The sequence below is a fragment of the Streptomyces sp. SudanB5_2050 genome, from assembly GCF_964272335.1.
In the GTDB taxonomy this organism is placed as follows: Bacteria; Actinomycetota; Actinomycetes; order Streptomycetales; family Streptomycetaceae; genus Streptomyces; species Streptomyces rochei.
Genome location: NZ_OZ186760.1, coordinates 7,179,958 through 7,201,581, shown reverse-complemented (window position 1 = coordinate 7,201,581; position 21,624 = coordinate 7,179,958). Strand labels below are relative to the sequence as shown.

At 73.6% G+C, this 21,624-nt stretch carries 19 protein-coding genes; 13 read left to right on the top strand and 6 right to left on the bottom strand.

Annotated elements, in window-relative coordinates; translation table 11 throughout:
- Window positions 1–36 precede the first annotated feature (36 nt).
- The 3 genes from ACFZP7_RS31655 (at window position 37) to ACFZP7_RS31645 (ending at window position 3,767) form a co-directional block, all read left to right on the top strand.
- Complete coding sequence (locus ACFZP7_RS31655; RefSeq protein WP_193449565.1) at window positions 37–921, top strand: DMT family transporter; 885 nt, start codon at window positions 37–39, stop codon at window positions 919–921.
- Window positions 922–962: 41 nt separating this feature from the next.
- Entirely contained in the window at window positions 963–2,417 is a 1,455-nt protein-coding gene (locus ACFZP7_RS31650; RefSeq protein ID WP_385637396.1) for a basic amino acid/polyamine antiporter, read from the top strand.
- Window positions 2,418–2,504: 87 nt separating this feature from the next.
- Complete coding sequence (locus ACFZP7_RS31645; protein WP_019327889.1) at window positions 2,505–3,767, top strand: arginine deiminase; 1,263 nt, start codon at window positions 2,505–2,507, stop codon at window positions 3,765–3,767.
- Window positions 3,768–3,792: 25 nt separating this feature from the next.
- Here ACFZP7_RS31645 and ACFZP7_RS31640 read toward each other — a convergent pair whose 3' ends face one another.
- Together ACFZP7_RS31640 and ACFZP7_RS31635 are read right to left on the bottom strand one after the other, a co-directional pair.
- Entirely contained in the window at window positions 3,793–4,071 is a 279-nt protein-coding gene (locus tag ACFZP7_RS31640) for a hypothetical protein (RefSeq protein ID WP_019327888.1), read from the bottom strand.
- Between the two features lie 124 nt (window positions 4,072–4,195).
- Window positions 4,196–5,086: an MBL fold metallo-hydrolase gene (locus ACFZP7_RS31635; protein WP_385637393.1), complete on the bottom strand. Its 891-nt coding sequence runs from the start codon at window positions 5,084–5,086 to the stop codon at window positions 4,196–4,198.
- A 133-nt stretch (window positions 5,087–5,219) separates the two neighbouring features.
- On the opposite strand from ACFZP7_RS31635, the gene ACFZP7_RS31630 reads away from it, so the two are divergent.
- The 4 genes from ACFZP7_RS31630 to ACFZP7_RS31615 all read left to right on the top strand — a co-directional run bounded on the left by ACFZP7_RS31630 (window position 5,220) and on the right by ACFZP7_RS31615 (window position 7,943).
- A complete protein-coding gene (locus ACFZP7_RS31630; protein WP_019327886.1) occupies window positions 5,220–5,396 on the top strand; it encodes a hypothetical protein in 177 nt (58 codons plus the stop codon).
- Window positions 5,383–6,750, top strand: coding sequence for an Asp-tRNA(Asn)/Glu-tRNA(Gln) amidotransferase GatCAB subunit A (locus ACFZP7_RS31625; RefSeq protein WP_019327885.1), 1,368 nt, complete (start codon window positions 5,383–5,385; stop codon window positions 6,748–6,750). The genes ACFZP7_RS31630 and ACFZP7_RS31625 overlap by 14 nt, the downstream gene beginning before the upstream one ends.
- Before the next feature lie 28 nt (window positions 6,751–6,778).
- Window positions 6,779–7,342: a TetR/AcrR family transcriptional regulator gene (locus ACFZP7_RS31620; protein WP_385637392.1), complete on the top strand. Its 564-nt coding sequence runs from the start codon at window positions 6,779–6,781 to the stop codon at window positions 7,340–7,342.
- Window positions 7,343–7,484: 142 nt separating this feature from the next.
- The gene (locus ACFZP7_RS31615; RefSeq protein ID WP_239099868.1) at window positions 7,485–7,943 is read left to right on the top strand and encodes a hypothetical protein; all 459 of its coding nucleotides are present in this window, start codon (window positions 7,485–7,487) and stop codon (window positions 7,941–7,943) included.
- Between the two features lie 12 nt (window positions 7,944–7,955).
- Here ACFZP7_RS31615 and ACFZP7_RS31610 read toward each other — a convergent pair whose 3' ends face one another.
- Complete coding sequence (locus tag ACFZP7_RS31610) at window positions 7,956–10,331, bottom strand: glycoside hydrolase family 65 protein (protein ID WP_385637389.1); 2,376 nt, start codon at window positions 10,329–10,331, stop codon at window positions 7,956–7,958.
- Entirely contained in the window at window positions 10,328–12,718 is a 2,391-nt protein-coding gene (locus ACFZP7_RS31605; protein ID WP_385637386.1) for a phosphoketolase, read from the bottom strand. The genes ACFZP7_RS31610 and ACFZP7_RS31605 overlap by 4 nt, the downstream gene beginning before the upstream one ends.
- 474 nt (window positions 12,719–13,192) lie before the next feature.
- Here ACFZP7_RS31605 and ACFZP7_RS31600 point away from each other — a divergent pair, with 474 nt between their 5' ends.
- Window positions 13,193–14,575 carry a rhodanese-like domain-containing protein gene (locus tag ACFZP7_RS31600; protein ID WP_385637384.1) on the top strand — a complete coding sequence of 461 codons (1,383 nt, stop codon included), beginning with the start codon at window positions 13,193–13,195 and terminating at the stop codon, window positions 14,573–14,575.
- Window positions 14,572–15,315, top strand: coding sequence for a sulfite exporter TauE/SafE family protein (locus ACFZP7_RS31595; RefSeq protein WP_127443714.1), 744 nt, complete (start codon window positions 14,572–14,574; stop codon window positions 15,313–15,315). Before ACFZP7_RS31600 ends, ACFZP7_RS31595 begins: the two co-directional genes overlap by 4 nt.
- A gap of 48 nt (window positions 15,316–15,363) precedes the next feature.
- On the opposite strand, the gene ACFZP7_RS31590 is transcribed toward ACFZP7_RS31595, so the two are convergent.
- Window positions 15,364–15,642, bottom strand: coding sequence for a metal-sensitive transcriptional regulator (locus ACFZP7_RS31590; protein WP_003978241.1), 279 nt, complete (start codon window positions 15,640–15,642; stop codon window positions 15,364–15,366).
- A gap of 96 nt (window positions 15,643–15,738) precedes the next feature.
- Between ACFZP7_RS31590 and ACFZP7_RS31585 the strand changes: the two genes are divergently transcribed.
- From ACFZP7_RS31585 to ACFZP7_RS31575, 3 genes are all read left to right on the top strand, one after another.
- On the top strand, window positions 15,739–16,320 hold the full coding sequence (locus ACFZP7_RS31585) for a rhodanese-like domain-containing protein (RefSeq protein WP_385637381.1): 582 nt from the start codon (window positions 15,739–15,741) through the stop codon (window positions 16,318–16,320).
- An 89-nt stretch (window positions 16,321–16,409) separates the two neighbouring features.
- On the top strand, window positions 16,410–17,030 hold the full coding sequence (locus ACFZP7_RS31580) for a TetR/AcrR family transcriptional regulator (protein WP_029393858.1): 621 nt from the start codon (window positions 16,410–16,412) through the stop codon (window positions 17,028–17,030).
- Window positions 17,031–17,145: 115 nt separating this feature from the next.
- Window positions 17,146–18,768, top strand: coding sequence for an MDR family MFS transporter (locus ACFZP7_RS31575; protein WP_385638554.1), 1,623 nt, complete (start codon window positions 17,146–17,148; stop codon window positions 18,766–18,768).
- A 107-nt stretch (window positions 18,769–18,875) separates the two neighbouring features.
- Here ACFZP7_RS31575 and ACFZP7_RS31570 read toward each other — a convergent pair whose 3' ends face one another.
- Entirely contained in the window at window positions 18,876–19,388 is a 513-nt protein-coding gene (locus ACFZP7_RS31570; protein ID WP_359485471.1) for an N-acetyltransferase, read from the bottom strand.
- A gap of 548 nt (window positions 19,389–19,936) precedes the next feature.
- Here ACFZP7_RS31570 and ACFZP7_RS31565 point away from each other — a divergent pair.
- Window positions 19,937–21,571 (top strand): ABC-F family ATP-binding cassette domain-containing protein, encoded by a 1,635-nt coding sequence (locus ACFZP7_RS31565; RefSeq protein WP_371847229.1) that lies wholly within the window; start codon window positions 19,937–19,939, stop codon window positions 21,569–21,571.
- The last annotated feature ends 53 nt before the right edge of the window (window positions 21,572–21,624 follow it).

Here is a 21,624-nt window from a genome sequence, read left to right as displayed (position 1 = left end):
CGCGCGGAGTGCGGCGAACCGGGCGAGTATCGGTGGATGGCTGTCGTACTGCCGGTGCTCTTCGCACTCCTCGCCGCGTTCAGCAACGCGCTGGCCACCGTGCTCCAGCGCAAGGCGGCGTTGACCGTGCCGCAGTCCCAGGGGTTCCGCCCGGGACTCGTCCTCGACCTGCTGCGGCGGCCGGTGTGGCTCGGCGGCATGCTGGCCGTGGTCGTCGCCGGTGTGAGCCAGGCGGTGGCCTTGGCGACGGGGCCGCTGTCACTCGTACAGCCGCTGTTCGTGCTGGAGCTTCCGCTGGCGCTGCTGCTGGCCTCGCTCGCCACCGGCCGCCGTCTGGCCCCCGCCGTGTGGCTGGCCGTGGGCGGGGTGGTCGTCGGGCTCGGCATCGCGCTGGTGTCGGCCGCGCCGGACGCCGGTGAGGAGGACGTCCCCCTGGACCGCTGGCTGCCCGCACTGGTGGCCTGCGCCGGAGCGGCCGTGCTGTTGGCGGCGGCGGGCCTCAGACGTGCCGTCGGCAAGGCGCGCGCCGGTTGCCTCGGGGCGGCCACCGCGGTGTGCTACGCGCTGACGGCGGCCCTGATGAAGGACTCCATGCGCGTCCTGGACACCGACGGGGTGGCCGGCTTCCTGACGGCGTGGCAGACGTACGCCTTCGCCGCCGCCGGTGTGGGCGCCGTGCTGCTGCTGGAGCACGCCATGCAGGGCGGGCCGCTGGTGGCCTCCCAGCCCGCCCTCACCCTCGGGGACGCCGCGGTGAGCCTCATGCTCGGTGTCGTCCTCTACCGCGAGGAGGTGCGCGCCGGCTGGTGGGTCCTGCCGCAGTTGCTCGGTGTGGCCGTGGTCGTCGCGGGCGTGCTGACCCTCGCCCGGCGAGGCATCGATCTGCGCGAAACGAACAAGATGCCCGAAGCCACCAAGTAAGGCACAGTGGTCGCAATCGCCCGGCGACCACGAGGGACGGCATGTCGCAGGCCGCTACCACCGACGACGGCGGACAGGCCCCGCCCACCGCCAAGCTGCCGCTGTTCACCCTGACGGCCATGGTCGTCGGGTCGATGGTGGGCGCCGGGGTGTTCTCGCTGCCGGGACGGTTCGCCGAGGAGACCGGCGTCGCGGGCGCGCTGATCGCCTGGACCGTGGCCGGGACGGGCATGCTGACGCTCGCCTTCGTCTTCCAGTCCCTGGCGGTGCGCAGGCCCGACCTGGACGCGGGCGTCTACGCGTACGCCAAGGCGGGCTTCGGCGAGTACCTGGGCTTCTTCTCGGCCTTCGGCTACTGGGCCAGCACCTGCGTGGGCAACGTGACCTACTGGGTGCTCATCATGTCGACCGTCGGCTCCGTCTGGCCGGAGCTGGGCGACGGTGACACCGCGCTCGCCGTCGTCCTGTCCTCGGCCGGGCTGTGGGCGTTCTTCTGGATGATCCGGCGCGGGGTGCGGGAGGCGACGGCCATCAACCGGATCGTGACGGTGGCCAAGCTCGTCCCCATCGTCATCTTCGTGCTGCTGGCCCTGATCTGCTTCAGGCCGGGCGTGTTCGCCGACAACTTCGGCGGTGCCGACTACTCGGGTTCGCTCTTCTCCCAGGTGCGCGGCACCATGCTGGCCACCGTCTTCGTGTTCCTCGGTGTCGAGGGCGCCAGCGTCTACTCCCGGCACGCCGAGCGCCGTTCGGACGTGGGCCGGGCGACGGTGCTGGGTTTCCTCAGCGTCTTCGCCGTCTTCGCGTCGGTGACCATCGTGTCGTACGGCATCATGCCGATGGCCGAGATCGCGGAGCTGCGCCAGCCTTCCATGGCGGGCGTCCTGGAGGAGGCCGTCGGCACCTGGGGCAGGGTGTTCGTCAGCGTCGGTCTGATCGTCTCGGTGCTGGGCGCCTATCTGGCGTGGACGCTGATGGCGGCCGAGGTGCTCTTCGTCGCGGCGAAGGACGACGACATGCCGCGCTTCCTGCGCCGCGCCAACGCCGCCGACGTGCCCGTGCCGGCCCTGCTGATGACCTCGCTGCTCACCCAGGCGGTGCTGATCGTCACCAGTTTCTCGGACGACGCCTTCGACTTCGCGCTCAACCTGACCAGCGCGCTGTCACTGATCCCGTACCTGCTGGCGGCGGCGTTCGCGGTGCGGATCGGCGTCCGGGACGACCCGCGCACGGAGGGCGGGCGCGGTTCGCCGCGCGAACTGGCCGTCGGTGTCGTCGCCACGCTGTACACCGCGTTCCTGCTGTACGCGGCCGGACTGAAGTACCTCCTGGTCTCGTTCGTCCTCTACGCCCCGGCGACCGCCCTGTTCGTGATGGCCCGCCGCGAACAGGGCCGCCGGCTGTTCTCGCCGGCGGAACTCGTGGTCCTCGGCGTCTCCGTGGCCGGCGCGGTCCTGGGCGTGGTGGCGCTGGCCGTCGGATGGATCAGCCTGTGACCCCCGCGCTCCCCGTCCCTCCTGATTCCTCCTGATTCCCCGACCCCTTCCCGCACCCCTCGCTCACCGCACCTTCAGGGAGACCGTGTGACCAGCATCGACAGCGTGGAGCAGCCCGCGCTCGGCGTCCACTCCGAGGTCGGCCGGCTGCGCAAGGTCCTGGTGTGTTCCCCCGGCCTCGCACACCGGCGGCTGACCCCGACCAACTCCGACGACCTCCTCTTCGACGACGTGATGTGGGTGGAGAACGCCGAGCGCGACCACGCCGCGTTCGTCGGTGAACTGCGCCGGCGCGGGGTGGAGGTGGTGGAGCTGCACGATCTGCTCGCGCAGATCATGGCGATCCCGCAGGCGAAGGCGTGGCTCCTGGACCGGAAGATCACCGCCAATCAGGTCGGCATCGGCCTCATCGACGCCACCCGCGCCTATCTGGAGACCCTGTCGCCCAGGGAGCTGGCCGAGTACCTGGTCGGCGGGCTCGCCGTCGGCGATCTGCCGGAGGACTTCCGCTCCCCGTACCTCTCGCTCGCCCGCGAGTCCACCGGCGCCCGCGAGTACCTGATGCCGCCGCTGCCCAACACGCTGTACACCCGGGACACCACCTGCTGGCTGTACGGCGGGGTCACCCTCAACCCGTTGTACTGGCCCGCCCGGCACGACGAGACGCTGCTGATGAAGGCGATCTACACCTTCCACCCCGACTTCACCGGCGCCAAGGTGTGGTGGGGCGACCCCGAACTCGACTGGGGCCAGGCCACCTTCGAGGGCGGCGACATCATGCCGGTGGGCAACGGCGTGGTCCTCATGGGCATGAGCGAGCGCACGTCGCGCCAGGCCATCACCCAGGTCGCCGCCGCCCTGTTCCGCGCCGGCGCCGCCGAGCACGTCGTCGTGGCCGGGATGCCGAAGCTGCGGTCCGCCATGCACCTGGACACGGTGTTCACCTTCGCCGACCGCGATGTGGTGACCCTGTATCCGCGCATCATGGACGCGGTGCACACCTTCTCGCTGCGTCCCGGGGACCGGGCCGGCGGCCTGGACGTCGTCGACGAGGGCACGACGCCGTTCGTCGACGTCGTCGCCAAGGCCCTCGGGCTCTCCTCGCTGCGGGTGGTGGAGACGGGCGGTGACGCCTACGCCTCCGAACGCCAGCAGTGGGACAGCGGCAACAACGCCGTCGCCATCGAGCCGGGCGTGGTGTTCACCTACGACCGCAACACCCTCACCAACGCACTGCTGCGTGAGGCCCGCGTCGAGGTCGTCACCATCGTCGGCGCGGAACTGGGCCGGGGCCGCGGGGGCGGGCACTGCATGACCTGCCCGCTGGTGCGCGACCCCGTCGACTTCTGAGCCCGTGCCGGACCGCCGCCGCGGGTCAGCGGCAGAAGCCGTACGCCTGCTCCAGCCAGCGGTGCAGTGCCGTGTGCACGCTGCCGGGGAGTTCGCTGAGCCGTTCGATGGCGGCCCGGTCCCCGGCGGACGGCGCGATGCCGGCCGCGGTGAGCAGGGCCAGCAGGTCCAGGCGCCGCAGGTCGACCGGGTCGACGCGGCAGGGGAGGCGGTCGGCGGGGCGGGGCGGCGGGAGCAGGAAGTCGCCGTCGGTGTCGTCGCGGCGCGCCGGGTCGGCGCCGGTCGGGGCGGTCATGGTGTGCATGGCGCGGTCCTCCAACGGGGTGGGTCGCCTTGATGGGTCGGCGTTCTCGACGACTGGAGACACCGGTGCGGCGGCCGCGGTTGCGGACCGTCCGCCGGACCACACGGTGGATGCAATCGGCGCCTTATCGCACGAACCGGCCGGGCACGGGCGTCAGCCGGTAGGCGTCGCCGTCGGCGACGACCCGTCCCGCGGTGGGCGGCGGGAAGTGGGTGCCCAGCACCAGGGTGTCGGTGCCGGCCAGCGAGGCGAGCAGGGAGCGCCGGGTCGACGCGGCGAGGGCCGGGTCGATGTCCACGCAACTGCCCAGCTCGGGGTGGGCGAGCTGCACGGGGTGGTGGACGCAGTCCCCGGTGACGAGGGCACCGCCGCCGGGTCCGCCCACCCGCACGGCGACGTGGCCCGGGGTGTGCCCCGGTGTCGGCAGCAGACGCAGGCCGGGCGCGAGGTCGGTGCCCTCGGCGGGGACCTCCACGGCGTCGAGGAGTCCGGCGTCCTCGACCGGGTGGACGGAGTCCCGGAACATCTGGCGGCGCGGCTCGTCCATCGCGTACCCGGCCCAGAAGTCGCGCTCGGCGCGGGAGACGACGTAGCGGGCGTTGGGGAAGGTGGGGACCCAGCCGTCGTCGGTGCGGGTGGTGTTCCAGCCGACGTGGTCGGTGTGCAGGTGGGTGAGGATCACCAGGTCGACGGTGTCCGGCGGGAAGCCCGCCGCGGTGAGCCGCAGCGGGTAGTCGGTGCGCAGGTCGTGCCAGGCCGGGTTGGCGCGCGTCTTGCCGTTGCCGATGCCGGTGTCGACGACGACCCGCAGTCCCCCGGTGGTCAGGGCGAAGCTGTGACTGCCGAGGCGCAGGACACCGTCGTCGTCGGCGAAGTCGGGGCGCAGCCAGTCCTGGCGGGTGACCACCTCGGGGGTCGCTCCGGGCAGCAGCCAGGGGCCGGTGGCGGGCGGCAGAAGGGTCTCGTCGATGCGGTGGACGGTGGTGTCGCCCACGGTCCAGGACGGGGTCTGCATTAAGGGTCCGCTCTTTCCTCGATCGCTAAAAGCTATTGGTTTGCGTTTAGCCACCGTAGGACCTACGGTCCACTAACGCAAACCTTTGGCTTTAAGCGGCCAGGGGTTCCACCCCCGCAGGAAGGAGGGGCGCATGCCCACCCCGGAAGAGGACCACCGAGCCGTGGTGGCGGCCACCGCCCGCCACATCCAGGACGTCGTCTCGGTGCTGCGCGAACTGGACTTCGGCGACACGCCGCCCGCCGCCGCCTTCGACGCCGCCGACGCCTCGGACACCGTGCGGGAGGAGGGGCACCGTGCGGCCGTATGAGCTGTCCCTGACCGCCGCCGCGCGGGAGATCCGCGCCCGGCGGCTCTCCCCGGTCGAACTGGTCGACTCGGTGCTGGAGCGCGCCCGCGAGGTGGCGTCGCTCGGCGCGTACGTGACCCTGACGGCCGACCGGGCCCGGCGCTCGGCGCTGGCGGCCGAGCGGGACGTGGCGCACGGCCGCCTCCGCGGGCCGCTGCACGGCGTCCCCATGGGGCTCAAGGACCTGATCGACGTCGCCGGCACGGCGACCACGGCGAGTTCCCGCGTCCGCGCCGGGCATCGCGCCCCGGCCGACAGCACGGTCGCCGCGCGGCTGACGGCGGCCGGCGCGGTGCTGGCCGGCAAGACCCACACCCATGAGTTCGCCTACGGCCTCACCACCCCCCAGACGCGCAACGCCCACGACCGCGGCAGGGTCGCGGGCGGCTCCAGCGGAGGCTCGGCCGTCGCGGTGGCGGCGGGCGCGGCCACCTTCGCGCTCGGCACGGACACCGGCGGATCGATCCGCGTGCCCGCCGCGCTCAACGGCGTCGTCGGCCTCAAACCGACGTACGGCCTGGTGCCCCGGCACGGAGTGACCTCCCTGTCGTGGTCGCTGGACCACGTCGGCCCGATCACCCGGACCGTCGAGGACGCCGCGACGGTCCTGGCCGCCCTCGTGGGGCACGATCCGCGCGATCCCGCGTCACGCCCCGCGCCCGCCCCGGGCCACCGGCCGGCGACGGATCCGGACGACCTGTCCGGGCTGCGCGTCGGCGTGCCGACCACCTACTACTTCGACCACGTCGACCCGGAGGTCGCCGATGCCGTCCGCCGCGCCGTGGACCGGCTGGCGCTGCGCGGCGCCCGCCTCGTCGACGTGGAGATCCCGATGGCCCGCTACGTCCAGGCGGTCCAGTGGGGGCTGATGGTGCCCGAGGCCACCGCCTACCACGAGCGGACCCTGCGCACCGCCGCCGGACTGTACGAGGACGACGTCCGCGTGCTCCTGGAGGCCGGGGAGCTGATGTCCGCCGGGGACCACCTGCGGGCCCAGCGGGCGCGGACGCTGATGCGGCGGGAGTGGGCGCGCATGCTCCGGCAGGTCGACGTCGTGGTCGCCCCGACCGTGCCGCTCACCGCCGTACCGGCCGGACAGACGTCCGTGTCGTGGCCCGACGGCACCGTGGAGAGCGTCTCGGACGCCTACGTCCGGCTCTCCGCGCCGGCGAACATCACCGGCGTTCCCGCGCTCACCGTGCCGGCCGGCACCGACCGGGCCGGGCTGCCGATCGGCCTGCAGGTGCTCGGACGCCCCTTCGACGAGGCCACCGTGGTGCGCGTCGGCCTGGCCCACGAACGGGGCTCCGCCTGACGCGAGGGCGCTGTTCTAAGGTGTGGGCATGAGTCCCAGACCGATGGCCCGCCCGGGCGGGCGCAGCGCCCGGGTCCAGGAGTCGGTGCACACGGCCGTCCGCGAACTCACCGCCGAGGTGGGCCGTGAGGCGCTGACGGTGCCGCTGGTCGCCGCCCGCGCCGGAGTCACCCCGTCGACGGTGTACCGCCGCTGGGGAGACCTCCAGGAACTGCTGTCGGACGTGGCCGTCGAACGGCTGCGCCCCGACTCGGACCCGGAGGACCGCGGCAGCCTGCGCGCCGATCTGACGGCCTGGGCCGAGCAGTTCCTCGACGAGATGGCCTCTCCCCCGGGCCGCGCCTACATCCGCGACGCCCTGCTGGGCGATGCGGACGGCGCCAACGCGGGCCAGTGCTCGGCCTACGCCGCCGAGCAGATCGACGTGGTCCTCGCCCGCGCGGCCGGCCGCGGGGAGGCGGTGCCCGACACGGAGACGGTGGTGGACCGCGTCGTCGCGCCCGTCATGTACCGGATCCTGTTCCGCCCCGGCGGGCTCGACGCCGGGTACGCGCGCCGCCTGGTGGCCGGTGTGCTGGACGCGCCCGGGTAGCACCGGCCGGCTCCCCGCGCCGGTCCGGGCGCTGCTCCGTACGAGTGGTGCGTTCCCGGGCGCGGTCGTACGGTCGGTACGGGGAACGGAGCGGAGACAAGCGACCCCGAGAAGGCCGGGAGCAGACATGGGCAGAAACCCGATGAGGGCAGCGATCACGCTCTGTGCCGCCGCCGCGCTCGCAGTACCCATGGGCACGGCCTTCGCGGCACCGTCGGCGCAGCACACCGACACCGCCCGGACGGCGCAGCACCGGCAGGCATCTGACCCGGTGCTCCTGGACTGCGCCTCGCAGCCCGAGGTCCGTCCCGAGGCGTACGTCCTCGCCTGCGGGGACGGCAACAGCCGCCTGGTCTCGATGCACTGGCTGCGCTGGGACGCGCACGCCGCGGTGGGCCGGGGCACCAACGTCGTCAACGACTGCGATCCCTACTGCGCCGCGGGCACCTTCCGCGCGTACCCCGTGACCGTGCGGCTCGACGAGCCGAGGGCCTCGCAGAGCGACCCCGGCGAGCGGCACTTCACGCGGATGACCCTCACCTACACCGACGGCAGGCCGGACGGGTTCCCGCGCACCGTGGCCTACCCGCTGCCGGGCTGACCGGGCCGGCGGTCAGTCCGGCAGGGCCAGCCTGCAGGTGTCGCCGGGCTCCAGCCGCACCTCGCGGTCCGGCAGCCGGACGTCGATGGGCAGCGGGCCGGAGTCGGGCACGGCGATCTCCAGCCGGCCGTGCTCCAGCCGGAACCGGACGCCCCAGTGGCCCTGGTAGCGGACGGAGAAGCCGTACGACGACAGCTCCGGGAGCGGCACGGGGTTCAGCCAGAGGGCGCCGGAGCGGGTCTCCAGCCCGGTCAGGCCCCGCTGCACCAGGTCGAGGGTGCCCGCCATGGCACCGAGGTGGATGCCCTCGCCGGTGGTGCCGCCCTGGAGGTCGGCGACGTCGCCCTTGAGGGCCTCCAGACAGTAGGCCCACGCCTCGGCGCGGCGGGCCCGGGCGAGGATCCAGCCGTGCACCAGGCCGCTGAGGGTCGAACCGTGGCTGGTGCGGGCCAGGTAGTAGTCGACGGTGCGCTGCCAGGTCTCCTCGTCCAGGCGGTACCCCAGGCGGTCGAAGAGCGAGCGCAGTTCGTCCGGGGAGAAGAGGTAGCCGAGCATCAGCACGTCGGCCTGTTTGGACGCCTGGTAGTTGTTCGGGCTGTCGCCCTCGGCCTCCAGGACGCGGTCCAGGCGCCGGATGTCGCCGTACCGCTCCCGGTAGCCCGCCCAGTCGAGTTCGGCGAGGTCGCCGTAGCCCTCGAACTGGCTGACGACGCCCTGGTGGAAGGGGACGTGGAGGGTGCGGGAGACGCTCTCCCACTGCTCGAGTTCGGTGTCGTCCAGGGCGGTGCGCTCGACCAGCTCGCGGCGGCGGGGCTCGGGCAGGTCGCGCAGGACCTCCAGGGCGCGGGCCAGGACCCAGGCGGCGGTCACGTTGGTGTAGGCGTTGTCGTCGAGACCGGGCCGGTCGGCGCCGGGGTACGCCTCGTGGTACTCGTCGGGGCCGACGACGCCCCGGATGCGGTGCCGGCCCAGCCGGGCGTCCCAGGTGGCGGAGTCCGCCCAGAAACGCGCGATCTGCAGCAGCATCTCGGCGCCCTTGGTGTGCAGGAACTCGGCGTCCCCGCTCGCCTCGCAGTACTGCCACACGTTGTAGGCGATCGCCGACCCCACGTGGTGCTGGAGGTGCGAGTGGTCGGGCAGCCAGCGGCCCGAGTGCGGGTTGAGGTGCAGCTGCTGGGTCTCCTCGCGTCCGTCGCTGCCGCTCTGCCACGGGTAGAGCGCGCCGCGCCGGCCGGTCGCGCGGGCCGCGGCGCGGGCCCGTTCCAGGCGGCGGTGGCGGTAGTGCAGCAGGGCCCGGGACACCTCCGGGAAGTGCAGGTTGAGGTAGGGCAGGACGAACAGCTCGTCCCAGAAGACGTGACCGCGGTAGGCCTCCCCGTGCAGCCCCCGGGCCGGTACGCCGACGTCCAGGTCGGCGGTGTGCGGGGAGAGGGTCTGCAGCACGTGGAAGAGGTGCAGGCGCAGGATGCTGCCCGCCTCACCGGGGACGTCGAGTTCGGCGCGGCGCCACAGCTGGCCCCAGGCGGTGCGGTGGGTCCGCAGCAGGTCGTCGAAGCCGGGGGCGTCGGTCACCCGGTCCACGGCGGCCTGCAGCGGATCGCTGATCGCCGGGTCGCGCGAGGTGTGCAGGGCCACGACCTTGTCGACGGTGGCGGTGCGGCCCGGCCGGGCGCGCAGCGTCGCCCGCTGGGTGACCCGCAGGTGCTCGCGGGCCGGGGCGACGGGCGCGCCCGCCGTCGTACGGGCCGCGAGGCCGATCCGGATGTCCGAGGTGCGGGTGCGGCAGCGCAGCCAGACCCCGCTGTCGTCGGTGACGCCCGTGTGCACATGGGTCAGGTGGCGGCCGTCCAGGTCCCGGTAGCGCGGCACACCGGAGTTGGTGACGCCGCCGTCCAGGGCCGACTCCACCTCCAGGTCCACCGCGCCGGCGTCGACCGTGAACTCCGTGCGCAGCGCGGCGAGGTGCGGGTCGGCCATGTGCACCAGGCGCAGCTGGCGCACCACCAGCACGCGCCCGCCGCCGATCCCGAAGTGGGTGCGGCGCTCCAGTACGCCCGAGTCCAGGTGGACGGTCTGCCGGTGGTCCAGCACCTCCGCGGTGTCCGGTGTGAGCCAATCACCGCCGGCGAGCCGGAAGCGCAGCGGCAGCCAGTTGGGGAGGTTGACCATGTCCTCGTTCTCCACCTCGCGTCCGGCGACGGTGGAGGTGAGCCGGTTGTAGCAGCCGGCCACGTAGGTGCCCGGGTAGTGCACGTCGTCCGCGGCGCACTCGGGCAGCGCGCCGCGGGTGGCGAAGTAGCCGTTGCCGAGCGTGCACAGCGACTCGCGCAGCCGCTCCTCGGCCGGGTCGTAGTGGTCGTAGTCCCAGGTCGAGGGTGTCGCGGTCACCTCCGGGCCTCCCAGGTCCAGTCGGCGACCTCGGGCATGTCCACCCCGTGCTCGCGGATGTACGCGTGGTGGCGCAGCCGGGCGTCCTCCATCCGCTGGCGCACGGCCGCCGCGCGCACGGCGAGACCGGGGACGCGGTCGATGACGTCCATGACGAGGCGGTAGCGGTCCAGGTCGTTGCCGACCACCATGTCGAAGGGCGTGGTGGTGGTGCCGATCTCCTTGTAGCCGCGCACGTGCAGATGGGCGTGGCCGGTGCGCCGGTAGGCGAGCCGGTGGATCAGCCACGGGTAGCCGTGGTAGGCGAAGACGACCGGCTTGTCGGCGGTGAACAGGCCGTCGTACTCGAAGTCGCTCATGCCGTGCGGGTGTTCGCCACTGGGCAGCAGGCGGGCGATGTCCACGACGTTGACCACGCGTACGGCGAGGTCCGGCAGGTGGTGGCGGACGAGCTGGGCGGCGGCGAGCACTTCCTGGGTCGGGACGTCGCCCGCGCAGGCGAGGACCACGTCGGGTTCCCGGGTGCCGTCCTCGGTGCCGGCCCAGTCCCAGATGCCGGCGCCGCGCGCGCAGTGCACCCGGGCCTCCTCCAGGGTCAGCCAGTCGAAGCAGGGCTGCTTGCCGGCGACGATCACGTTGACATAGTCGCGGCTGCGCAGGGCGTGGTCGGCGACGGAGAGCAGGGTGTTGGCGTCCGGCGGCAGGTAGACCCGTACGGCTTCGGGGCTCTTGTTGAGGATGTGGTCGACGAAGCCCGGGTCCTGGTGGGAGAAGCCGTTGTGGTCCTGGCGCCACACGTGCGAGGTGAGCAGGTAGTTGAGGGAGGCGATGGGCGCGCGCCAGGGCAGGCGCCGGGTGACGCGCAGCCACTTGACGTGCTGGTTGACCATCGAGTCGACGATGTGGACGAACGCCTCGTAGCAGGAGAACAGTCCGTGCCGGCCGGTGAGGAGGTAGCCCTCCAGCCAGCCCTGGCAGGTGTGTTCGGACAGGATCTCCATGACGCGGCCGTGCCGGTCCAGGTCCTCGTCCACGGGCAGGGTGCGTTCCTGCCAGGCCTTGCCGCTGGCGCCGTAGACGGCCTGGAGACGGTTGGAGGCGGTCTCGTCGGGGCCGACGAGGCGGAAGTCGCGCCGGTCGGCGGTGGCGGCCATGACGTCGCGGAGCAGGTCGCCGAGGACCCGGGTGGGTTCGTGGGTGCTCGCGCCGGGCCGGTCGACGGCCACGGCGTAGTTCTCCAGCGGGGGCACGGGCAGGTCGCGCAGCAGGAGGCCGCCGTTGGCGTAGGGGGTGGCGCCCAGGCGGCGCGGGCCCTCGGGGACGGCGGCGAGGACGGCGGGGCGGGGCGCCCCGGTCTCGTCGAACAGTTCCTCGGGGCGGTAGGAGCGCAGCCACTGCTCCAGTCGGCGCAGGTGGTCGGGGTCGGTGCGGACGGCGGACAGGGGGACCTGGTGGGCGCGCCAGGTGTTCTCCACGGGCAGGCCGTCGACCTCGGCCGGGCCGGTCCAGCCCTTGGGGGTGCGCAGGACGATCATGGGCCAGCGGGGGCGGTCGGTGGCGCCGTCCTCGCGGACGGCGCGCTGGAGGGCGGCGATGCGGTCCAGCGCGGTGTCCATCGCGTGGGCCATGGCACGGTGGACGGCGGCCGGGTCGTCGCCGGTGACGTGGATCGGGTCGTGGCCGTAACCGCGCAGGAGGTCGTCCAGCTCGGCCTCGGGCAGCCGGGCGAGCACCGTGGGATTGGCGATCTTGTAGCCGTTGAGGTGCAGGATCGGCAGGACCGCGCCGTCGTGGACGGGGTCGAGGAACTTGTTGGAGTGCCAGGAGGTCGCCAGCGGTCCCGTCTCCGCCTCGCCGTCGCCGATGACGCAGGCGACCACCAGGCCGGGGTGGTCGAAGGCGGCGCCGTAGGCGTGCGAGAGCGCGTAGCCCAGTTCGCCGCCCTCGTGGATGGAGCCGGGCGTCTCGGGGGCGACGTGGCTGGGCACACCGCCGGGGAAGGAGAACTGCTTGAACAGCCGGGCCATGCCCGACGCGTCCCGGGTGACGTCCGGATAGGTCTCGGTGTAGGAGCCTTCCAGCCAGGCGTTGGCCAGCACGGCGGGCCCGCCGTGACCGGGGCCCCAGACGCAGAGGGCGTCCAGGTCGCGTGCCTTGATCACCCGGTTGAGGTGGGTGTGGACCAGGTTGAGGCCGGGTGAGGTGCCCCAGTGGCCGAGCAGGCGCGGCTTGACGTGCTCGGGGCGCAGCGGCTCGGTGAGCAGGGGGTTGGCCATCAGGTAGATCTGGCCGACGGAGAGGTAGTTCGCGGCGCGCCAGTGGGCGTCCAGACCGGCCAGCTCCTCGTCCGTGAGTCCGGGGGGCGCCTGGTGCGTGTCGGCGGACATCGGGGTCCTTTCCGTGTCGGGACGGCGATCGGGCCGCGCGGGCACGGGGGTGCCCGTGCACATCCCAACCCCGCGCGGGCCGGTCGGGTACCCGACAGGACCGTTCGGGTCACGTCGGGGCCCGAACGGGGCCGGCGCGCGGGTGACCCGGACACCGGACGGGCACGGCGGAGACACGCGGAAGCACGGCAGGTACATGGCACGGCCGCCACCGGCGCCGACCCCGGTGCCGACCGTGCTGCACCACCGTCTACCCCAACTCCGGCGGAGCACGCAGGAGTTGTACAAGCCCTGCACAAGGTCTGACGGACCGGGCGACGGCGACCCCACCCCTTCCCGCCCACCGCATCCCGCCCCTCTACCGCCCACGCACCCCGCACGGCAGGGCCGACGGACGCCCCTCGATACCCCCCTGGGTATCTCTGCTACGGTGGAGGAAATACCCCGGGGGGTAATCAGGAAGGAGAGTGTGCCATGTTCTTCGTCGACGTCCTGGAGACCGAGGGGCTGGGCAATCGCAGCTACCTGGCGGGCGGCGCCCGCGCGGCCGTGGTCGTGGACCCGCCGCGGGACATCGACCGGGTCATCGCCGCGGCAGCCCGGCGCGGGGTGCGGATCGCCGCGGTCGCCGAGACCCACGTCCACAACGACTACGTCACCGGGGGCCTGGAGCTGGCCCGCCTCACCGGCGCGCGCTACCTGGTGCCCGCCGGGGCCGGGGTGGCGTACGCCCGGGTGGCCGTGGCCGACGGGGACGTGGAGCCGGTCGACGAGGCGCTGGAGCTGCGCGCGGTGGCCACGCCCGGCCACACCCCGCACCACACCTCGTACGTGCTCGAAGAGGCGGGCCGGGCGGTGGCGGTCTTCACCGGCGGCTCGCTGCTGATCGGCGGTGTGGGCCGCCCCGACCTGGTGGAACCCCGGCTGACCGAGGAACTGGCCCGTGCCCAGCACGCCTCCGCGCACCGGCTCGCCGAACGGCTGGACGACGAGGTGCCCGTGCTGCCGACGCACGGGTTCGGCAGCTTCTGCTCCTCCTCGCCGGCCGGCGGCGCGCGGAGCACCATAGGCGCCGAGAAGGCGGCCAACCCGGCGCTCCTCCAGGACGTCGACTCCTTCGTGGCCGGGCTGCTGGCGGGGCTGGACGACGTACCCGCCTACTACGCCCACATGGGCCCGGCCAACGCGGAGGGGCCCGCCCCGGTGGACCTGACCGAGCCCCGGCGTGCCGACGCCGACGAGATCGCCGGGCGGCTGGCCGCCGGCGAGTGGGTCGTGGACCTGCGCAGCCGGGTGGCGTTCGCCGCCGGGCACGTGGCCGGGTCGTTCAACTTCGAGGTCGACGGACAGCTCGCGACCTACCTGGCGTGGATGATCCCGTGGGGCAAGCCCGTGACGCTGCTCGCGCACAGCGCCGAGGACGTCTCCCGCGCCCAGCGCGAGCTGGCCCGGGTGGGGATCGACCGGCCGGCCGCCGCGGCGGTCGGCTCCCCGGCCGACTGGGTCCAGGACGGCACCCGCCCGGCCTCGTTCCGTCGGGCCGCGTTCGCCGAGCTGGCCGCGGCGCGGCGGGCCGGCGAGGACGTGGTGGTGGTCGACGTGCGCCGGGCCGCCGAGCGCGCCGACGGCTGGATCGAGGGCAGCGTGCACATCCCCGTCCACGAGATCCACCGGCGGCTGCACGAGGTGCCGCCGGGCACGGTGTGGGTGCACTGCGCGGGCGGGATGCGGGCGGCCGTCGCCGCCTCCGTGCTGGACGCCGCCGGCCGTGAGGTGGTCGCGGTGGACGACGGCTTCGCGGCGGCGGAGGCGGCCGGCCTCGCGCTGGTCGCGCCGTCGGACGACCGTGCCGCATGACCGCCCTGGTCCTCGCCCTGCTCGCCGGTGCCGTGGCCGGTCTGGCGCTGGGCGCGCTGGGGGCGGGCGGCAGCATCCTCACCGTCCCCGCGCTGATCTTTCTGCTGGGTTTCACCCCTGCGGCGGCGACCACCGCGAGTCTGGTCGTCGTGATCGTGTCGTCGGTCGCCGCCCTGGTCGCCCACGCGCGGACCGGAGCGGTCCACTGGCGGGCCGGGCTGCTCTTCGCGGCGGCGGGACTGCTGCCCGCCGCCGCGGCCGGCGCCCTGTCCGCGCGGATTCCCGGGACGGTGCTGACGCTGGTGTTCGCGGCACTCGCCGCACTGGCCGCGCTGCGGATGCTGCGCCGCCGCGAACCCCGCGAGGGCGGCCCCGTGTCGGGGGCGCGGGCGGTCGGGGCCGGGGCCGGGCTGGGCGCGGTGACCGGGTTCCTCGGGGTGGGCGGCGGGTTCCTGGCGGTGCCCGCGCTGGTGACGGTGCTGGCCGTGCCGATGGGCGCGGCGGTGGGCACGAGTCTGCTGGTCGTGACGGCCAACGCGCTGGTGGCCCTCGCGGCCCGGGCCCACACCGCCGTACACCTCGACCTCACCCTGCTGCTGCCCTTCCTGGCGACCGCCGTGCTGGGCGCGTGGGACGGCAAGCGGCTGGCCGCCAAGGTGTCCCCCGGGACGCTGCGGCGCGTGTTCGGCGCCGTGCTGCTCGCCGTGGCCGTGGCGATGGCCGCCTCGGCGGCGCTGTGAGCGGCGGCGCCGGGAGCGGCGCGGGCCGGGAGCGGCGCGGGCCGCGGCTCAGGCCAGCGAGAGAAAGAGCTTCTCCAGACGGGCCCGCATCTGGGCCGAGTCCCGCACCTCGGGGTCGTCACTGGTCATGCACTGCTGCAGGCCCGTGGCGATGATCGAGAAGCCGGCCCGGTCCAGGGCCCGGGAGACGGCGGCCAGCTGGGTGACCACGTCCTCGCAGTCGCGCCCCTCCTCGATCATCCGGATGACTCCCGCGAGCTGCCCCTGAGCGCGCCGCAGCCGATTGAGCGCCGACTTCAGCTCGTCGGCGGACATGTCCAGTTCCACGCTTCCTCCTCCACCCGGCCCCTTATACCCCCGCGGGTATCCTACCGCGAGGGTGCGCGAGAACGGGGCGCACGACAACGAGAAAGGTTCTCCCTCATGACCACCCGCACCACCCCGACCGCCCTCGCCCCCGCGCAAGCCGCGGCACGGCTCGACGCGTTCACCGTCGTCGACGTCCGCTCCCCCGGCGAGTACGCCGGCGGCCACCTCCCCGGCGCGCACAACGTTCCGCTCGACCGGTTCGACGAGGCGGCGGACGCACTCACCGCGGCAGCCTCGCGCGGCCCGCTGCTGCTCGTGTGCGCCTCCGGCAACCGGTCGGCGCAGGGGCTCGCGCGGCTGGCGGCACGCGGCGTCGAGGCGTCCCACCTGGACGGCGGCACCGGCGCGTGGGCGGCTCAGGGGCACCCCGTCGAGCGCCCCGCGGGCGCCCGCGCGCCCTGGCCGATGGACCGGCAGGTGCGCTTCGCCGCCGGTTCGCTCGTCGCCCTGGGCTTCCTGGCGGGCCGCGCCTGGCGCCCGGCGCACTGGCTGTCCGGCGCCGTCGGCGCGGGCCTGGTCTTCTCCGGGGTGACCGGCACCTGCGGGATGGCGGCGGTGCTGGCCCGGCTGCCGCACAACCGGGCGGCCGGGGACGCCGTGCCCCTCGAGGAGACGCTGACGCGCCTCGCGGGCTGATCCGGGACACCACCGCACGACGACGGGCGCCGCTCCTCCCGGGGGCGGCGCCCGTCGTCAATTTTGCATGTCGTGCATCTTTGCATACCATGCAACTTATGTCGGAGAGGGGAGCCGCGGGGGGCGGCCTGCGCGAGCGGAAGAAGCGGGCCACCCGTGCCGCGCTCGCCGAGGCCGCGGTACGGCTCGCCGCCGAGCACGGGGCCGAGAAGGTCACCGTGGAGGCGATCAGCGCCGCGGCCGGGGTGTCCGTACGCACCTTCTTCAACTACTTCGAGACCCGTGACGACGCCTTCGTCGTCATCGACGCGGACGCGGGCGCGCGCATGCGGGCCGCCGTGCTCGACGCGCCGCCCGGGCTTCCCCCGCTGGAAGTCCTGCGCGGGGCCCTGGCGGCGGAGATCGCCGAGGCGGAGCAGCAGCACGAGCTGTGGCGACTGCACGCCGAGGTGCTGCACGCCTCCCCCCACCTCCTGGCGCGGGGCGTCGGCGCGCACATGGCGGCCGAGGCGGAGCTGGCCGAAGCCATCGCCGAGCGCCTCGGCGACACCGGGGGCCTCTACCCGCGGCTGCTGGCGGCGGTGGCCGGCACCGCGGTGCGCATCAGCATGGACCACTGGTCGGCCCACCAGGAGGAAGCCGCCTTCCTCGACGTCTTCCACGAGGTGTTCTCCCTCCTGGCCGCCGGTCTGCCGGCCCCTCCCGCGTAACCGCCTCAGCACCACCTCCCCACCGCGCCGGGCGCCGGCGCGAATTCGTCAGTCCACCACCGAAAGAGATGCCGTGACCGCAGCCCAGGCGCCCGCCGACGCGCCGCCCACCTCCATGGACCAACGCCAGATACTCCAGGCGATGTCCGGCCTGATGGCCGGCATGTTCGTCGCCATCCTGGCGGGCACCGTCGTCTCCAACGCGCTGCCGACGATCATCGCCGACCTCGGCGCCAGCCAGTCCTCCTACACCTGGGTCGTCACCGCCGAGCTGCTGGCGATGACCGCGACCGTCCCCCTGTGGGGCAAGCTGTCCGACCTGTTCAACAAGAAGCTGCTGCTCCAGCTGTCGCTGCTGATGTTCGTGATCGGCTCGCTGCTGGCGGGCTTCTCGCACGACACGACGCTGCTGATCTTCAGCCGGGTCGTCCAGGGCATCGGCGCGGGCGGTCTGACCGCGCTCGCGCAGGTCGTCATGGCCGCCATCATCCCGCCCCGGGAACTGGGCAAGTACTCCGGCATCTTCGGTGCCGTCTTCGCCGTCGGCACCGTGGCCGGGCCGCTGATCGGCGGCGTGCTGGTCGACACCGACTGGCTGGGCTGGCGCTGGTGCTTCTTCATCGGTGTGCCGTTCGCGCTGCTGGCCATCTTCCTGCTGCAGCGGACGCTGAAGCTGCCCACCGTGAAGCGCGAGGTGAAGATCGACTGGCTCGGCGCCTTCCTGATCGTCGCCGGCGTCTGCGCGCTGCTCATCTGGGTCTCGCTGGCGGGCAACCAGTTCGACTGGGCGTCCTGGCAGACCGCCGCCCTGGTCGCCGGCGGCGTGGTGCTGCTGGCCCTGGCGGTGCTCGTCGAGGCCCGCACCGCCGAGCCGGTGATCCCGCTCGGCATCTTCAAGAACCGCACGGTCACCCTGACCACGGTCGCCAGCCTCCTGGTCGGTGTCGCCATGTTCGGCGGCACGGTCTTCCTCTCGCAGTACTTCCAGGTGTCCCTGGGCAAGTCGCCGACGATCGCGGGCCTGATGAGCCTGCCGATGATCCTCGGTCTGCTCGTCTCCTCCACCGTCGCCGGACAGCTCATCAGCCGGACCGGCAAGTGGAAGGGCTACCTGGTGGCGGGCGCGGTCATCATGACCGCCGGCCTCGCCCTGCTCTCCCTGATCGACGCCGACACGCACTTCGGCCTCCTCAGCCTCTACATGGCCGTCCTCGGCATCGGCGTCGGCATGCTGATGCAGAACCTGGTGCTCGCGGCGCAGAACGACGTCCCCGCCGCCGAGCTGGGCGCCGCGACCTCCGTGCTGTCCTTCTTCCGCAGCATGGGCGGCACGATCGGCACCAGCGTCCTGGGCGCGATCCTCGCCAACCGGGTCGCGACCGAGATGACCAAGGGGCTGGAGAAGGCGGGCGCCGCAGGTGCGGCCGAGGGCGGCTCGGGCGGCGGCCACGGCGCCGTCCCGGACATGAGCACCCTGCCCGCCCCGATGCGGGAGATCGTGGAGCACGCCTACGGTGTCGCCACCGCCGACCTCTTCCTGGTCGCCACCCCGTTCGCGCTGCTGGCCCTGGTCGCCGTGGTCTTCATCAAGGAGAAGCCGCTGAAGACCACCAGCGGCATGGAGCGGCTGGCCGAGGAGGCCGGCGAGGCCCCGGGCGCGGGGATCTCCGTCCCGTCGCAGCGCTCCGGTGACGCGCCGTCGAAGGCCGACAGCGGACCGGCGTCGCCGGTCGCCTGAGCCGGACCCGGCCCACGACGCCGAAGGGGCCGCCCACCGCACACGGTGGGCGGCCCCTCGCGCGTACCGGCGCCTCAGCAGCGCGCGACCGCGGTCGGTCCGGTGTCTCAGATGCCGAACGGGGCCGCGTAGCGGACGGTGCCGGCGGGCAGCGGGTGGGCGGCGTCCAGGGTGAGGGCCATGAGGGCCTCGTCCGGGACGTCGATGGTCAGGCCGATGCCGTGGGCGGAGGCCCGGCCGAAGCCGAACCGGGGGTAGTACTCGGGGTGGCCGAGCACGACGACGTGGCGCTCGCCCAGGCGCCCGGCGGCGGCGAGGGCCGCGCGGACGGCGGCCGAGCCGGCGCCCGTGCCCTGACGGTCGGGGCGTACGGCGACGGGGGCCAGGCAGAGCGCCGGGCTGTCCCCGATGTGGCAGCGGGTCAGCAGGGCGTGGCCCACGGGGCGGTCGTCGTCGTCCACCGCGACCAGGGACAGGCCGTCGATCCATGCCTCGGGGTCGGCGCGCAGCGCGTCGACGAGCAGGGCCTCTTCCGGCGTGGGGAAGGCGGCACGGACGATGTCACGGACGGCGGGGATGTCGGCGCCGGTTTCGGCACGGGTGTTCCAGGTGTACGACATGGCGGGATACGAATCCGTTTCCGGGTTGCGTTCGGCTGGGTCAGGTCGTGGCCCGGGGTGTGAGGGAGACCCGGGCGCCGCGAAGCGCGGCTTCGAGCGCGGTCATCGACCTCACCTCCCCGTCGTCCCGGTCCATCGGCTCGCCGAACGCGAACCTCTGCCACTCTACCCGTGCGGCGCCTGCGGGGTCACCCGCCGGGCGTGGGACCGGTGTCGTGCACCGGGCCCTGCGACGGGGCCGGACGACGACACGGCACGGTGGTCGGCCGTGGACGACGGCGGTGGGCGACGGTCGTGGGCAGTGCACGTCCGTGCCGGCCCGCCTCGCCGATCCGCGGCTGCTACGGTGGTGGAGACGTTGAAGTGGATCGAGGAGTCCCAGACATGGTGGGTGACGACGACATCTCCGGGTGATACCCGGATCTGATCGGCCGCCGGCGGGCGCGTGGAAGCGCCGCCGTGGTGGCCGCCTCGTCGTGCCCTTTCCCCTTCCTGTCTGTCCGGGCAGAGGTCTCTTCCCGCCCGGCCTCCCCTTCACGAGGTCTGTCATGTCCGACGCCGCGATCCGCTGCTCCCACCTGTCCTTCTCCTGGCCCGACGACACCCCCGTCTTCGAGGACCTGTCGTTCACCGTGGGCACCGGCCGCACCGGGCTGGTCGCCCCGAACGGTGCCGGCAAGTCCACCCTGCTGAAACTGATCGCCGGGGAGCTGCGGCCCGGCGCCGGAGCCGTGTCCGTGACCGGTGGTCTCGGTTACCTGCCGCAGAGCCTCCCGCTGACCGGCGACCTCACCGTGGCCGAGGTGCTGGGCATCGCCGACATCGTCCGGGCCATCGACGCCGTGGAGGCCGGCGACGTGGCCGAGGAGCACTTCACCGTCATCGGTGACGACTGGGACATCGAGGAACGCACCCGCGCGCAGCTCGACCGCCTGGGCCTGTCCGGTCTCGCCCTGGACCGCCGGCTGGGGACGCTCAGCGGCGGTCAGGTCGTCTCCCTCGGGCTCGCCGCGCAGTTGCTGAAGCGGCCCGAGGTGCTGCTGCTCGACGAGCCGACCAACAACCTCGACCTGGAGGCGCGCACCCGGCTCCACGACGTGCTCGCGGACTACACCGGCTGTCTGCTGCTGGTCAGCCACGACCGGGTGCTGCTCGACCGCATGGACCGCATCGCCGAACTCGGCCGGGGAGAACTGCGCTTCTACGGTGGCAACTTCACCGACTACGAAGCGGCCGTCCGCTCCGAGCAGGAGGTCGCGGAGAAGAACGTCCGCAACGCCGAACAGGAGTTGAAGCGCGAGAAGCGGGAGATGCAGCAGGCCCGCGAACGCGCCGAGCGTCGCGCGAGCAACGCCGCGCGCAACCTCAAGAACGCCGGGCTGCCCCGCATCTTCGCGGGCAACATGAAGCGCGGGGCGCAGGAGTCCGCGGGCCGGGCGGGCCAGACGCACGCCGGCCGGGTCGGCGAGGCCCGGGCCCGGCTGGACGAGGCGGAGCGGTCGCTCCGCGACGACCAGCGCATCTCGCTGGACCTGCCGGAGACCGACGTGCCGGCCGGACGGAACCTCTTCGTCGGCAGGCGGCTGCGGGTCCGGCTCGGCGAGGCGGACGTCTTCGGGGGCGAGGGCGTCGACCTGAGTGTCCGGGGCCCCGAGCGCATCGCGCTGACCGGGCCCAACGGCGCCGGCAAGAGCACGCTGCTGCGCCTGGTCAACGGTGATCTGGAACCCGGGAGCGGTGAGGTGCGACGGGCCGACGGACGCATCGCCTACCTCTCCCAGCGGTTGGACCTGCTGGACCCGGACCGCACGGTCGCCGAGAACTTCACCGCGTACGCCCCGGGCCGGCCGGAGGCCGAGCGGATGAACCTGCTCGCCCGTTTCCTCTTCCGGGGCGCCCGGGCGCACCTCCCGGTCGGCCTGCTCTCCGGGGGCGAGCGGCTGCGGGCCACGCTGGCCTGCGTCCTGTGCGCGGAGCCCGCTCCCCACCTGCTGCTACTGGACGAACCGACGAACAACCTGGACCTGGTCAGCGCGGGCCAGTTGGAGAGCGCCCTGAACGCGTACCGGGGCGCCTTCGTGGTGGTCAGCCACGACCAGCGGTTCCTGCGTGAGATCGGCGTGGACCGGTGGCTGCGGCTGTCCGGCGGGGAACTGACGGAGACGGGGGCTCCCGAGGTGTGAGCCACCGCTGCGGTGGCCCGGTGGCGTCGCTTGCCCCGAACGGGCACCGGACG